This window comes from Vibrio genomosp. F10 str. ZF-129 (assembly GCF_000287055.2).
GTDB lineage: Bacteria > Pseudomonadota > Gammaproteobacteria > Enterobacterales > Vibrionaceae > Vibrio.
On sequence record NZ_AJYQ02000076.1, the window covers coordinates 1 to 13,710 of the forward strand.

Consider the following 13,710-nt stretch of genomic DNA (forward strand, 5'->3'; position numbering starts at 1 on the left):
CGTCGGTTCAAATCCGGCTCCCGCAACCACTTCACCATTAAAGGCTGTTAAGTCAATAATGATGTGATTTAGCTCTTCTAATTTTATAGTGATTCTTTTCACTGATAGCCGAAAGGCTTTGCTCTTTTCCATCATGCTGAGAAGCATAATCCCCCAAAATGTATGAAACACGGCCAAGTGCTAGTGGTTCTTGTCTGACCTTATCAATCGATTAGTTTTGAGACGAGTCAATGCTACGTCATTATTGATGTTGAGCGTTGTCTAAACGTATCTGTCAACAGAGTTACCCACAAAATACTAACTGTGGATAAGTTGGTGGGTAAACTGATTTTTCGGGCTAGAAAGTCGAGTGAACAAAAGATCTTTTTATTCTGCTAGGCTTGTAGTTTAGATGAGATAATCAATCAAGTTGCTGTTTTTATTGGTTTTTTGTTTATTTTTGACACCAAATTTAGCACTGCGATAAGATCACTAAGTGATTGTTTTTTGATCTTCGTCATATCTTCGTTTTGTGGCTAACTTTCTTCAGTTATAGGAAACGCTGTCTAGTTTAGTTTTTTTTCCACATTCAATTTTTTTAGAACTAAGTCAAATAATGAACAATGAATTTATGCAATGTTCATGCGTCTCTAGGCAGCCCTTTTTCTATCACTCTAATTAATCGTTGGTTTTTTTGCTCAACGCTATCAATAGTGTTTTGCTCAAGGTCACCAAGAGAACGTGGCAACTGCCGGTGCTGTTCTTCTAGTGCCCATTTGATGTGGATATCAAGCATGTCATTAAAGCCTAACTTCTCCTCTAAAACCGCCACAATAGACGATGAGAATGGTGCATTCCCCATTGCTATCGATAAATTTCTCAGCCACTGAATGTAGCCGATTCTCCGGATAGCAGAGCCTTCCATTTTTTGAAGGAACTCCTCTTCTTGCCAAGAAAACAGCGAGACGAGGTTAGCGTCTGCTAATGTATCACGGCGGTGAAAATCTCCTTGCTCCGTGATAGTCGAGAATCGATTCCATGGGCATACTAGCTGACAATCGTCACAGCCATATATTCTGTTACCCATAGGTTTGCGGAATTCTTCTGGAATCACGCCATTATATTCAATGGTTAAATAGGAAATACATCGTCTAGCATCGACAACGCCATCGGCAATAATGGCTTGTGTTGGACACGACGTAATGCAGGCGCTGCATTTTCCACATTCATTCTGACTGGGTTGCTCGATAGGCAACGGAAGGTCAACTAAGAGCTCACCTAAGAAAAACCAAGAGCCTGTTTCTTTGTCAAGCAGTAACGAATGTTTCCCCGCCCAGCCTAGCCCAGCTTTTTCCGCGAGTGGCCGTTCTAGTATTGGAGCGCTATCGACGAATGGACGATAGCCGTATGTACCCACTTCTTGCTCTATCTTTTTGCCCAGCTTTTTCAATTGATTGCGAATGATTTTATGGTAATCACGACCAAGGGCGTAACGACTGATGTAAGCTTGTGTTTTATCGGCGAGATTAGAGGCAAACTGGGCCTCTGGTGGTAGGTAATCCATTCTTGCACTGATTACTCGAATGGTTCCAGGTAATAGCTCAGCAGGGCGTGCACGCATCATGCCGTGGCGTGCCATCCAATCCATTTCACCGTGGAAGCCTGCGTCTAGATACTTCTGAAGCTGCGGTTCATGTTCAGAGAGGTCGACATCACAGATGCCCACTTTCTGAAAGCCAAGCTCTTTCGCCCAAATTTTGATTTGATCAGCGAGGTGTTGATAATCCATAGGTAAAGAGCCTGATTGAATAGGGGGCCGGATCTTACAAGATCTTATTACAAGGATCTAGCGGTTCTATGACTGATCGAATGTTATTATTTGCCAATATTTGCGTTTAATTACACAAGAGCGCTTGTTTCTCAATTCTAACCCAGTTTACTATTCCTATTACTTTGATTTATATATAGTCAGTTTGAACACGTTCGAGAAGCCCAACCATGAATACAAAACAATTTAATCTTATTAATGAAGAAGCGACGATTCACGTTGGTACTTTGCTCGCTCAGTGTTGTTCACAACAAACGACTATTTATCTGCATGGGGATCTTGGCGCAGGGAAGACGACATTCAGTCGCGGATTTGTTCGAGCCTTAGGTCACCAGGGAAACGTAAAAAGCCCAACTTATACCTTAGTAGAGCCTTACCAACTGGATAAGTGGCAAGTTTACCACTTTGATCTTTATCGCTTAGCTGATCCTGAAGAACTCGAATTTATGGGGATCCGAGATTACTTCACGCCTGATGCTATTTGCCTTGTTGAGTGGCCTGAGAAGGGGGAAGGTTTACTCCCAAAGCCTGATCTTGATGTAGAACTGTGTTATCAAGGCGAACAAAGAACGATGACCCTTACGGCGAATAATGAGTATGGACAGTCATTACTGAATCAATTGGAGCTAAGTTGAGTATTCAATCTATTGTGAAAGTGCGTGTGAATCGCTGGGTTCTGACTGTACTAACTGCGTTAATTTCATTGTTTTCTTACTCTCTTTGGGCGAATACGCTTGAGGGAGTAAGGGTATGGCCATCTCCGGATGAAACCAGAGTGGTGATTGATTTACAATCTGAGGCTGACTTTAGCTACTTCACTTTGAGCAGTCCAAATCGCTTAGTGGTTGATTTGAACAATACGTCTCTTAATACCAAGCTCCCGCTGTCTGTTAGTGACAGTCCAGTATTAAGCCAAGTAAGAAAAAGTACGCCACCAAAAAAATCAACGTATCGTTTAGTGTTTGAATTGAAACGCAAAGTACAGGCGAATATTTTTAAGTTAGCCCCTGTTTCTGGCGGGCAATATGGTCATCGGTTGGTTATCGATTTGCCTCATGGCTCAACGACTAAAAGCGTCTCTACGGTTAAAGCCCCTGAAGTCAGTAAAGATGTTTCCCAAATCAAGCGACAAGAAGAGATTCTGATTGTTATCGACCCTGGTCATGGTGGAGAAGACCCTGGTTCTATCGGGCCGAGCCGTAAATACGAAAAAAATGCAACACTGAGTATTTCAAAAAAGCTGGCTGCGCAACTGAATGCAATACCCGGTATCAAAGCGAGACTCACTCGTTCAGGTGATTACTATGTCAATTTGAATCGACGTGTAGCGATTGCGAGTGAGAACAATGCCCATCTACTGATATCGATACATGCTGATGCATTTACCACGCCTCAACCCAAAGGTGGCTCGGTGTTTGTCTTGAATACCCGTCGAGCAAATACAGAAATCTCTCGTTGGATAGAAGACAAAGAGAAACAGTCTGAGCTATTGGGTGGTGGCGGTGCTGCTTTCCCGAGCAGCATTAACGATCGTAACGTCAATCAGACCTTGCTTGATCTTCAATTCAGCCATTCTCAAAAGGAAGGATATAAACTGGCGACTGAGATTTTATCTGAGATGGGGAAAGTCACCAAGCTTCATAATTCAAAGCCTATTAATACCAGCCTAGCCGTGTTGAGATCCCCTCAGATCCCATCGGTACTTGTTGAGACGGGGTTTATTTCTAACCCAACAGAAGAGAAGCTTTTATTCCAAAGGGCTCATCAAGACAAACTGTCTCGCTCCATCACCAAGGCGGTGGTTAAATATTTAAAAGCGAACCCGCCTGAAGGCACCTATTTTAAAGCGCAAACCACGCCTAAAACGTATAAAGTTAAACGTGGTGACTCGTTGTCTGCAATAGCGAAAAAGTACAGTACGTCGACGAGTACGTTGATGAAAGCGAATAAACTCAAAAGCAGCAGTCTAGCGATTGGGCAGGTACTGACGATTCCTGCTGCAGGCTCGGTTTCAACCGCGGCCGATACCGTCGAAACAAAGGTCGTGACGCATACGGTTCGTTCGGGTGATTACTTAGGGAAAATAGCCAGCCGTTATAAAGTGACCATTGGCGCTATAAAGCGTGAAAATAATCTGAAATCTGACACGCTAAAATTAGGGCAGAAACTGAAGATCACCGTGAGTCTAAAAGATGTGCCTATTCGTAAGCATACCGTCAAACGTGGCGACTATCTCGGAAAGATAGCGAGCCAGTATGGAGTACCCATCAATAGTATTCGACAAGCAAACAAACTGAGATCCGATGAATTAGCGATCGGTCAAATATTGATTATTCCCAATAAGTAGGCCTGTATGACCATAAAAATATTGCCTGCTCGACTGGCCAACCAAATCGCCGCGGGAGAGGTGGTCGAAAGACCCGCTTCTGTTGTAAAAGAGTTGGTTGAAAATAGTTTGGACTCAGGGGCGACGCGAATTGATGTTGATATCGAAAAAGGCGGAGCAAAGCTGATTCGAGTCCGAGATAATGGTAAAGGCATCGAAAAAGAGGAATTGAGCTTAGCGCTAAGCCGTCATGCAACATCAAAAATACATTGTCTTGATGATCTTGAGGCTATAGTGAGTCTTGGTTTTCGTGGTGAGGCTCTTGCGAGTATCAGTTCTGTTTCTCGTTTGACGATGACATCACGCCCTGCGACTCAAGAGCAAGCTTGGTCGGCCTATAGTGAAGGTCGAGATATGCAGGTAAAGCTGACACCGACCGCACACCCCATTGGAACCAGCGTTGAAGTACTCGATCTGTTTTTTAATACACCGGCTCGGCGCAAATTCCTTCGCACTGAGAAAACAGAATTCACCCATATTGACGAGTTGATGAAGCGGATAGCACTGAGCTGTTTTGACGTTACGATCAACCTCACCCACAACGGTAAATCGGTACGCCAGTATCGGGCTGCGAAGTCAGAAGTACAGGCAGAAAAGCGTATTTCAGCAGTGTGTGGCAGCCACTTTGTGAAGAACATGCTCAAGATCGAACTTGAACATCAAGGTTTGCGTCTGCATGGTTGGATCACCACGCCAGAAGGAGCGAGGCAGCAAAACGATCTTCAATATTGTTATGTGAATGGGCGAATGATGAGAGACAAACTCATCAATCACGCGATCCGACAAAGCTATGAAAACACGCTACGCGCTGATCAATTCCCTACGTATATTCTTTTTATCGAGATAGACCCTCATCAAGTCGACGTGAATGTACACCCCGCTAAACATGAAGTTCGTTTTCATCAAGCCAGATTAGTACATGATTTTATTTATCAGGCACTGAGCGATGCTCTCGCCCAAAGTGAGCACATCTGTTCACCTAAGCTCGCGACGTCGGCTTTTCATCAGTCGAGTCAAGCATCGAGTGAGTCTGATAAAGGCCCGATAGACATAAACCCAAAGAACGAAAATAAGAAGGAACGAGGCGTCACTCACGATCGCGTTTCTCCGCAGATTATGGCCGCCATTGATCATTCACCGATGTACCCAAATAAAGTCACGAGTGAATCGAATGATAGGGTAGGCGAGTCAAGCCCCACTACACCAAATTCAGCCGCTCATTGGCGAGGTTCACAAACACCAACTTCGGGGCAGATGACCAAGCCAGTGCCTGTTGATAGAGCAAGCCCAAAAGAGCTTCAAGTGTATTCTGAGCTATTAACAACAGAGAATGAGAAACACACACCACGAGCAGGTTTCAGAAATGTAGAAAGTGTGATCCCCGAGCTTGTGCCGATAACATCGCTTGGCAAGGCGATCAATGTGGTTCATGGGCGTTATATATTGATGGCGTCTAAACAAAGCAGCGTGTTAGTTTCGTTAGCAAAGGCAGAGTGGCTTCGCATTCGAGGTCAGCTTGATATTACTCATGCAGACCTGACCAGCCAGCCTCTTCTTGTGCCTTTGTCTTTAAAAGTCGATGAAAACCAACACCTAAGTAACCAGCGTTTGCAGTCGACCTTATCTCGTCTTGGTATTCAAATTAAAGAGCGTAATAAGCAATCTTTAATGGTCATGGGCGTTCCACAGCCGTTACGCCAACAAAACCTACAAATAATCATTCCAGATCTGTTATCGTACTTGGCAACGAATGACTTGGAATCTGATTCAGACATCGATCCGACCTACCTTATTAATTGGTTGTCTGATCGTATAACCCAAGTGAAAACCGACTACACTTTATCGGAAGCGATTCAAATTATTGCGGAACTAGAACAGCTTTGGCATGGTCAATTACCATTAGATGATCCTAAGTTTGTCCAACCGATAGATTTTTCAGCGACGATTGCTGCGTTACTGGCTTAATAAAAAATAATGAATGAACAATTACCTTTAGCCCTATTTTTGATGGGCCCAACAGCGTCAGGAAAAACCGATCTAGCGATTCGCTTGAGACAGAAATTTCCTGTTGAAATCATCAGTGTCGATTCTGCTTTGATATATAAAGGCATGGATATCGGCACAGCAAAGCCAGACGAGCATGAGCTGTCTTTGGCTCCACACCGCTTGATCGATATCTTAGATCCAAGTGAGGCGTATTCTGCCGCTGATTTTCGTTCTGATGCTCTATCGGAAATGAATCGTATTGTATCGGAAGGAAAAATCCCATTACTCGTGGGAGGCACTATGCTGTATTACAAAGCATTACTCGAAGGCTTGTCCCCCCTTCCAGCGGCCGATCCTATTATTCGTAAAGAAATAGAACAAGAAGCCCAAGATTCTGGCTGGCAGGTGCTTCATGATCAATTACGAGAGATTGATCCTGTTTCAGCAGAAAGAATTCACCCAAATGACCCACAAAGATTATCTAGGGCATTGGAAGTTTACCGAATTTCAGGTAAAACTCTTACTGAACTCACAGAAACTAAGGGCGAAAGCCTACCGTTTCAGGTCAAACAATTTGCAATAGCTCCCAAGGAAAGGGCAGAGATCCACCGCCGTATTGAACTGCGCTTTAGTAAAATGATGGAAGCAGGATTCGAAGAAGAAGTGAAGGCACTGTATGCCCGAGATGATCTTCACCCTGAACTGCCATCTATTCGCTGTGTAGGGTATCGGCAGATGTGGGATTACTTAGATGGGAAGTGCGATAAAGAGGAAGCGGTTTTTCGTGGAATCTGCGCAACTCGTCAATTGGCCAAGCGTCAGATTACCTGGTTACGCAGCTGGGATGATTTAACTTGGTTAGATAGTGAGAACGTTGAACATGCGCTAGAAACGCTATCAAATGCAATAGCATCTGATTAAATTAGCTGTGTATAATGTGATCGCTTTTGCGTGAATTTACCCCGTCAAAGATCGTTTACTTGAAAAATGCAGGCATTGCCTACATAACAGGTAATAGCGGGGTAACTATTACTCGTTTAGCTCAGATGCAAAGCAACACCTTTTTTTGCACAAAAACCACTAGCTAAATAATTACAACAAAATACAAAATAAGGAAAATAAAATGGCTAAGGGGCAATCTTTACAAGACCCATTCTTGAATGCACTACGTCGTGAGCGCATTCCCGTTTCAATCTATCTTGTTAACGGTATTAAACTACAAGGGCAAATCGAATCCTTTGATCAGTTTGTTATTCTATTGAAAAACACGGTCAACCAAATGGTTTATAAGCATGCGATTTCTACGGTTGTTCCTGCGCGTGCAGTGAGCCACCACAGCGGTGACCGACCAGAACAACGCCCACAAGAGAAATCAGAAGATTAATATTCTGACTTTTTTTATTAGATCAACAAGAAGGAGCTGACTGCTTGTTTGACCGTTATGAAGCCGGTGAGCGAGCCGTACTTGTTCATATCAATTTCACGCAAGAGGGTGAGCTGGAAGATTTAAGTGAATGTGAAATGCTTATTTCTTCTGCTGGAGTGTCGACACTGCAAGTTGTGACCGGCAGTCGTCAATCTCCACACCCTAAATATTATGTCGGAGAAGGTAAAGCTCAAGAAATCGCACAAGCTGTACAATTGGTCAGTGCGGATATCGTGATCTTTAACCACGCACTCTCACCAGCCCAAGAACGAAATTTAGAAGCCTTGTGTCAATGTCGAGTGCTGGACCGAACTGGTTTGATTCTTGATATTTTTGCTCAACGTGCTCGAACGCATGAAGGTAAGCTACAAGTGGAGCTTGCCCAATTACGTCATATTTCGACTCGATTAATTCGAGGTTGGACACACCTAGAAAGGCAAAAAGGTGGTATCGGTCTGCGTGGGCCAGGTGAAACTCAACTAGAAACCGACAGACGATTATTGCGGGATCGTATTAAAACGATTTTGCGACGCTTAGCCAAAGTTGCTAAACAGCGAGAGCAAGGTCGAAGAGCAAGAAATCGCGCTGAGATTCCTACAATTTCATTGGTTGGGTATACGAACGCAGGTAAATCGACACTCTTTAATAGTATTACAGAAGCTGGGGTTTACGCGGCGGATCAGCTATTTGCTACTCTCGATCCGACATTGAGAAAAATTGAACTGTCGGATGTTGGGCCTGCGATTTTAGCGGATACCGTTGGTTTTATCCGACACCTACCCCATGATTTAGTGGCCGCTTTTAAAGCAACGTTACAAGAGACACAAGAAGCTGACATTTTGTTACATGTTGTTGATGCCAGTGATGACCGTTTTCGTGAGAATATTCATGCTGTTCATGAAGTATTAGAAGAGATTGACGCACATGAGGTGCCAACTCTTGTAGTTATGAACAAAATCGATAACCTAGAAGGTCAAAAGCCGAGAATTGATCGGGACGAGGAAGGTAACCCTCGAACGGTTTGGGTCTCGGCAATGGAAGGGTTAGGGGTTGAATTACTATTTGAAGCGTTAACGGAAAGGTTAGCAAGTCAAATGGTGTCATATCAGCTACGAGTACCGCCTGAACATCAGGGGCGAATTCGTAGTACATTTTTCCAAATGAAGTGTATTCAAAAAGAAGAATATGACCAAGATGGTGATTTGTTGATTGATGTCAGAATGCAGCAAGTTGACTGGTTAAAGTTAGAGAAAAGAGAAGAGGCAGTTTTACGTGACTTTATAGTTACTTAAAGGACTGCTAGAGTATAACGTCATATCTAATGATGGAGCTTTCTAATGGCGTGGAATGAGCCTGGTAATAACAACGGCGACAACGGCCGCGATAAAGACCCTTGGGGTAATAAAGACAATCGCGGTGGCCGAGATCAAGGACCGCCAGATTTAGACGAAGTGTTTAACAAGCTGAGTCAAAAATTGGGTGGTAAGTTTGGTAATAAAGGTGGTAAGGGCCCTTCTTTCGGAGGTGGAGGCGCAATAGGCTTAGGCGTTATTGCAGCAATCGCAGTCGTTGTTTGGGGATTCTTTGGCTTTTACACTATTGGTGAAGCCGAGCGCGGTGTCGTATTACGTTTAGGTAAATACAGTCATATTGAGGAGCCTGGTTTGAACTGGCGTCCTGCTGGTATTGATACTTATGAAGCCGTGAACGTTCAAGCGATCCGGTCTTTGCGCGCATCCGGTTTGATGCTAACGAAAGATGAGAATGTAGTAACGGTTGGTATGGATATTCAGTACAGAGTATCGGATCCATACAAATACCTCTACACAGTAACTAACGCTGATAACAGTCTAAGTCAAGCGGCTGATTCTGCTCTGCGTGCGGTTATCGGTGACTCGTTGATGGATAGTATCCTGACAAGCGGACGTCAACAAATTCGTCAAAGTACACAAGAAACATTGAATGAGATTATTGATGCTTACGACATGGGTTTGATCATTGTTGATGTCAACTTCCAGTCGGCTCGTCCGCCAGAGCAAGTAAAAGCATCGTTTGATGATGCAATCGCAGCACGAGAAGATGAAGAGCGTTTTGAGCGAGAGGCAGAAGCGTATCGAAATGATATTTTGCCAAAAGCTACTGGTCGTGCAGAACGTTTGAAGAGAGAAGCGCTTGGTTACTCTGAACGTACTGTCAATGCTGCAATTGGTGAAGTCTCTCAGTTTGAGAAACTATTACCGGAATACACTGCTGCACCGGACGTAACGCGTAATCGTATGTACATCGATACCATGGAAAAAGTGTACACAAGTACATCGAAAGTACTGATTGATTCAGAGTCTAGTGGCAATCTACTGTACCTACCAATTGATAAACTGGCGGGTCAAGAAGGCAGCTCTAAGTCGACACGTAAGCCAACGTCATCTTATGATCAAATTGAACTTGAGTCAGAAGCCAATGTATCACAGTCAGATTCACAATCCCGCACGTCGGGCTCACGTCAAGGGAGATACTAATAATGCGTAAGTTAATGATCCCTATATTGGCGGTGACTATTGTACTCATGTTGATGTCACTGTTTGTTATTCAAGAAGGTGAGCGTGGCATGGTGATTCGTTTTGGTCGTGTTCTTGATGATAACGGCGTATCACGTATCTATGAACCGGGCGTACATTTCAAAATGCCGCTGTTTGACCGTGTGAAAACATTAGATGCACGTATCCAAACCATGGACGGTGTTTCAGACCGCTTTGTAACATCAGAGAAGAAAGACGTTTTAATTGATACCTATGCGAAATGGCGTATCGCTGATTTTGGACGTTTTTATCTGAGTACTGGTGGTGGTAATGTGATGACCGCAGAAACACTTCTTGAGCGTAAGGTAACCGATGTCCTTCGTTCTGAAATCGGTTCACGTGAAATCAAGCAGATTGTTTCTGGTCCACGTAACAAAGATGTCTTACCTGACAGTGCTGATAGTGAAGAAGTGACTACTGAAGCCGCTAGAGAAGCATTAGAGATTGATGGTGAGCGTGATAAGATCATGGAAAATGTACTAGCGGGAACAGCCGAGAGTGCAATGGCAGATTTAGGTGTTGAGATTGTTGATTTTCGAATGAAGAAAATCAACCTTCCTGATGAAATCAGTGAATCTATCTATCGTCGTATGCGTGCAGAACGTGAGTCAGTTGCTCGTAGACACCGTTCTCAAGGTCGCGAGAAAGCGGAAGTTATCCGTGCTCAAGCTGAGCTTGAAGTGGCCACCGTTATTGCAGAAGCAGACAGAACTGCGCGTGTAACACGTGGTGATGCGGATGCACAAGCAGCAAAAATCTACTCGGATGCTTACAGCAAAGATCCTGAGTTCTTTGGCTTTGTCCGTTCGCTTCAAGCCTATGAGCGTTCATTTAGTGAGAAGAGCGATATCTTAGTACTCGATCCTAAGAGTGATTTCTTCCAATACATGAACAATGCTAAAGGCATGGCTACGAAATAGCGGCAACATGTTGTTAAGTTATATGATAAAGGCTCCTAAGTTAGGGGCCTTTCTTTTTGGAGAGGATTGATGATGTCAAATTCGATATGGGTAGCGTTAGGGTTGGTATTGGTGGTAGAGGGATTAGGCCCACTGATCGCTCCAAGAGGTTGGCGAGCCATGGTGTCACAACTCAGTGAGCAGCCAGACAATCAACTTAGAAGGTTTGGTGGCTGCCTAGTGGTTGCGGGTGTGGTGATCGCCTACGTTTTTGCTTAGTTTTTGGTTAGTTTTTGTTGGGTTTGTGCTTGGCTTGGGTAGGCGGAGAGCCTAAATTGCACAGTAAAGTGCAAAAAGCAGGCTCTTTATGGGTTTTGGCTTCTTGTTATCCGCTTTGACTAGTAATGAGGAGGCGGCGTTTCTTCAGAAGGATCCGCTAGATTCGAAGAATCCATATTTTTTACTTTTCCGGCCACATACTTCATTTGATCTTGCATCTTGGTGATGAGCAGCTGCTGTGTTGAAAGTGCATCATTGAGTTCACTTACGGTTTGCTCTTGAAACGCCAGTTGGCATTCTAAATCATTGATACGATCTTCTAGTGCTTGATAGGATTTATCAGTCATCAAATTTCCACGCCTGTGCAATACCAGCAGATGTACCAGAGATAATCCGCTGTTGATTATCGAAAGCGGCATCATACACTACCGCACGAGGAGGACGAGTATCTTTTAATGGTTCCACTTCAAACCCATCCGTTTTTTTACCGCTCGTCGTATCCCAAACGATAACTCGGCTTGAAGGTGTGCCGGTAACCAGTTTTGAACCATCATCAGAAAAACGCGCTGTAGAGAAAATAAGTTGGCGGGAGAAGCTGCTGAGTTGCGAGCGTTCATTGCCCGTTTTTAGATCCCAAATGATCGCTTGGTTACCACCATCTGAACTAAATGCAAGATCCCCATCTCTTTGCAGTGCCACTCTAATCACCCTCTGCTCATGCTCAAATGTCCGTATAATCAGCCCCGATTCAGTGTCCCATAAGTAGGCTTTATAATCATTTCCTCCCGATAGGGCGAAGCGTCCATTCGACGAAAGTGCAACAGAATTTATTTTTTCTTGATGAGCAAGGAACTCTAGGCGTCGTCCGGTGACTAAATTGACGTATATGGCTTTACCATTGGAAAGCCCGAGTAGAACTTGCTCGCCATTGCTTGAAATATCGACATCTCGAATGAGACCATCAGAAATCGACCATAGACCTTGAGCCTGTGTCCATGATAAGTCCCAAACGGCGAAATTGATTTGACTCGCTGTGATAGCAAAGCGCCCATTATCTGAAATGCGAATACGTGACACACTATTTTCTTGGGCATCTTGTTGACCAAGTTGCGCGAGTTGTTTGTTTTCAGCGAGATCCCAAAGAACTAACTGGTTTTCTTTGGAGTAAATGAGTGCAAATCGAGCATCACGGCTGAGCGCAAAGCTGGTTGTGCCTTGAGGTTCTAGCTCCCAGCGTTGGTCGTTTTTAGAAGAAAAAAAGCAACCATTTAACGCTAGGATGACAAAGACAAACAAGATTGAATGAAGAATATTTCGCATCAAGTCCAATTATCCGCTTGGTGTTGAAAGACATTTTGTAAACATATAGCTATATTGGTACAACTACGTCTCGCATGCCAGTCATAACTGAATGATTGTGATGAATGGTTAGCCCAAAACTGGAGAATTAAATGAAATCGATGTTTAAAGTATCACTGCTTGCAGCAACCGTAATGTTAGCCGTTGGCTGTCAAAAAGAAGAAGAACCAAAAGTTGAAACTGCGGCCGTTGAACAAGTTGCAGAAACTGGCAAAGCAGTTCACTTTCAAACGGAAGATGATAAGGCGGCTTATGCCATTGGTGTTTCATTTGCAAATTACCTCAGCACAAGCATTGAAAAACCGAACGAAATCGGTATTCAATTGAACAAAGATCTTGTCTTGAAAGGTATTGAGCATGTGTTTGCTGATAGCGCTGAATTAACTGAAGAAGAAACTCGTGAAGCACTTGAGCAATTAGATGCTCGAGTGTCAGCAGCAATGCAAGCACAAGCGGCAGAAAAAGCAGCAGCGGCAGAAAAAGCCGGTCAGGACTTTCAGGCTGAGTTCGAACAGCAAGAAGGCGTAATGAAAACTGAGACAGGCTTAATGTACCAAGTCTTAACAGAAGCGCAGGGTGAGCAACCAAAAGAGACGGATACCGTTCAAGTACACTATAAAGGTACGTTAATTGACGGCACTCAGTTCGATAGCTCATACGATCGTGGAGAGCCAGCGGTCTTCCCTTTAAACCGTGTGATTCCTGGTTGGACGGAAGGTGTTCAATTGATGCCTGTTGGTTCAAAGTTTAAGTTTGTTATTCCACCTCAACTTGCTTATGGCCCTCAAGATACACCAACGATTCCAGCAAACTCTACTTTGGTATTTGAAGTGGAATTATTGCAAATCGAAAATGATACAAATGTAGAAGCTCAGTAAGCGATACTGAGATAGCATTTTTGAAGGCCTGACTTGCTCAGGCCTTTATTATTTTTAGCGATCCACACCTTATTCTTTGCTTTAAATCAGTATATCTCGACTTACTTAGATGCT

General features: G+C 43.8%; 13 protein-coding genes. 10 read left to right on the plus strand and 3 right to left on the minus strand.

Going from position 1 to position 13,710, the window contains the following annotated elements:
- Positions 1 to 619 precede the first annotated feature (619 nt).
- Positions 620 to 1,768: a tRNA epoxyqueuosine(34) reductase QueG gene (gene queG, locus A1QO_RS07580; protein ID WP_017040566.1), complete on the minus strand. Its 1,149-nt coding sequence runs from the start codon at positions 1,766 to 1,768 to the stop codon at positions 620 to 622.
- A gap of 209 nt (positions 1,769 to 1,977) precedes the next feature.
- Between queG and tsaE the strand changes: the two genes are divergently transcribed.
- The 9 genes from tsaE (at position 1,978) to A1QO_RS07625 (ending at position 11,359) form a co-directional block, all read left to right on the plus strand.
- Positions 1,978 to 2,442 carry a tRNA (adenosine(37)-N6)-threonylcarbamoyltransferase complex ATPase subunit type 1 TsaE gene (gene tsaE / locus A1QO_RS07585; protein ID WP_017035784.1) on the plus strand — a complete coding sequence of 155 codons (465 nt, stop codon included), beginning with the start codon at positions 1,978 to 1,980 and terminating at the stop codon, positions 2,440 to 2,442.
- A gap of 11 nt (positions 2,443 to 2,453) precedes the next feature.
- Positions 2,454 to 4,154, plus strand: coding sequence for a LysM peptidoglycan-binding domain-containing protein (locus A1QO_RS07590; RefSeq protein ID WP_426621161.1), 1,701 nt, complete (start codon positions 2,454 to 2,456; stop codon positions 4,152 to 4,154).
- A 6-nt stretch (positions 4,155 to 4,160) separates the two neighbouring features.
- Positions 4,161 to 6,158 carry a DNA mismatch repair endonuclease MutL gene (mutL, locus tag A1QO_RS07595; protein ID WP_017040564.1) on the plus strand — a complete coding sequence of 666 codons (1,998 nt, stop codon included), beginning with the start codon at positions 4,161 to 4,163 and terminating at the stop codon, positions 6,156 to 6,158.
- A gap of 9 nt (positions 6,159 to 6,167) precedes the next feature.
- Positions 6,168 to 7,100, plus strand: a complete 933-nt coding sequence (gene miaA / locus A1QO_RS07600) for a tRNA (adenosine(37)-N6)-dimethylallyltransferase MiaA (RefSeq protein WP_026026702.1) — start codon at positions 6,168 to 6,170, stop codon at positions 7,098 to 7,100.
- Positions 7,101 to 7,302: 202 nt separating this feature from the next.
- A complete protein-coding gene (gene hfq, locus A1QO_RS07605) occupies positions 7,303 to 7,563 on the plus strand; it encodes an RNA chaperone Hfq (protein WP_017035788.1) in 261 nt (86 codons plus the stop codon).
- A 44-nt stretch (positions 7,564 to 7,607) separates the two neighbouring features.
- Positions 7,608 to 8,897 carry a ribosome rescue GTPase HflX gene (gene hflX, locus A1QO_RS07610; RefSeq protein WP_017035789.1) on the plus strand — a complete coding sequence of 430 codons (1,290 nt, stop codon included), beginning with the start codon at positions 7,608 to 7,610 and terminating at the stop codon, positions 8,895 to 8,897.
- A 45-nt stretch (positions 8,898 to 8,942) separates the two neighbouring features.
- Entirely contained in the window at positions 8,943 to 10,121 is a 1,179-nt protein-coding gene (hflK, locus tag A1QO_RS07615; protein ID WP_017035790.1) for an FtsH protease activity modulator HflK, read from the plus strand.
- 2 nt (positions 10,122 to 10,123) lie between these two features.
- The gene (gene hflC / locus A1QO_RS07620) at positions 10,124 to 11,101 is read left to right on the plus strand and encodes a protease modulator HflC (protein WP_017035791.1); all 978 of its coding nucleotides are present in this window, start codon (positions 10,124 to 10,126) and stop codon (positions 11,099 to 11,101) included.
- Positions 11,102 to 11,173: 72 nt separating this feature from the next.
- Positions 11,174 to 11,359 (plus strand): DUF2065 domain-containing protein, encoded by a 186-nt coding sequence (locus A1QO_RS07625; RefSeq protein ID WP_026026703.1) that lies wholly within the window; start codon positions 11,174 to 11,176, stop codon positions 11,357 to 11,359.
- 119 nt (positions 11,360 to 11,478) lie between these two features.
- Here the strand turns inward: A1QO_RS07625 and A1QO_RS07630 are convergent, their stop codons facing one another.
- Both A1QO_RS07630 and A1QO_RS07635 read right to left on the minus strand, forming a co-directional pair.
- Positions 11,479 to 11,706, minus strand: a complete 228-nt coding sequence (locus A1QO_RS07630) for a SlyX family protein (protein WP_017035793.1) — start codon at positions 11,704 to 11,706, stop codon at positions 11,479 to 11,481.
- Complete coding sequence (locus A1QO_RS07635) at positions 11,699 to 12,679, minus strand: WD40 repeat domain-containing protein (RefSeq protein ID WP_017035794.1); 981 nt, start codon at positions 12,677 to 12,679, stop codon at positions 11,699 to 11,701. Before A1QO_RS07635 ends, A1QO_RS07630 begins: the two co-directional genes overlap by 8 nt.
- A 131-nt stretch (positions 12,680 to 12,810) precedes the next feature.
- Between A1QO_RS07635 and fkpA the strand changes: the two genes are divergently transcribed.
- Entirely contained in the window at positions 12,811 to 13,596 is a 786-nt protein-coding gene (gene fkpA, locus A1QO_RS07640) for an FKBP-type peptidyl-prolyl cis-trans isomerase (protein ID WP_017038550.1), read from the plus strand.
- The last annotated feature ends 114 nt before the right edge of the window (positions 13,597 to 13,710 follow it).

What these genes read in the sequence shown, in the direction of transcription:
- queG (WP_017040566.1), bottom strand. Translation starts at nt 1,768, where the DNA reads ATGGATTATCAACACCTCGCTGATCAAATCAAAATTTGGGCGAAAGAG.
- tsaE (WP_017035784.1), top strand. Translation starts at nt 1,978, where the DNA reads ATGAATACAAAACAATTTAATCTTATTAATGAAGAAGCGACGATTCAC.
- mutL (WP_017040564.1), top strand. Translation starts at nt 4,161, where the DNA reads ATGACCATAAAAATATTGCCTGCTCGACTGGCCAACCAAATCGCCGCG.
- miaA (WP_026026702.1), top strand. Translation starts at nt 6,168, where the DNA reads ATGAATGAACAATTACCTTTAGCCCTATTTTTGATGGGCCCAACAGCG.
- hfq (WP_017035788.1), top strand. Translation starts at nt 7,303, where the DNA reads ATGGCTAAGGGGCAATCTTTACAAGACCCATTCTTGAATGCACTACGT.
- hflK (WP_017035790.1), top strand. Translation starts at nt 8,943, where the DNA reads ATGGCGTGGAATGAGCCTGGTAATAACAACGGCGACAACGGCCGCGAT.
- hflC (WP_017035791.1), top strand. Translation starts at nt 10,124, where the DNA reads ATGCGTAAGTTAATGATCCCTATATTGGCGGTGACTATTGTACTCATG.
- A1QO_RS07625 (WP_026026703.1), top strand. Translation starts at nt 11,174, where the DNA reads ATGTCAAATTCGATATGGGTAGCGTTAGGGTTGGTATTGGTGGTAGAG.
- A1QO_RS07630 (WP_017035793.1), bottom strand. Translation starts at nt 11,706, where the DNA reads ATGACTGATAAATCCTATCAAGCACTAGAAGATCGTATCAATGATTTA.
- A1QO_RS07635 (WP_017035794.1), bottom strand. Translation starts at nt 12,679, where the DNA reads ATGCGAAATATTCTTCATTCAATCTTGTTTGTCTTTGTCATCCTAGCG.
- fkpA (WP_017038550.1), top strand. Translation starts at nt 12,811, where the DNA reads ATGAAATCGATGTTTAAAGTATCACTGCTTGCAGCAACCGTAATGTTA.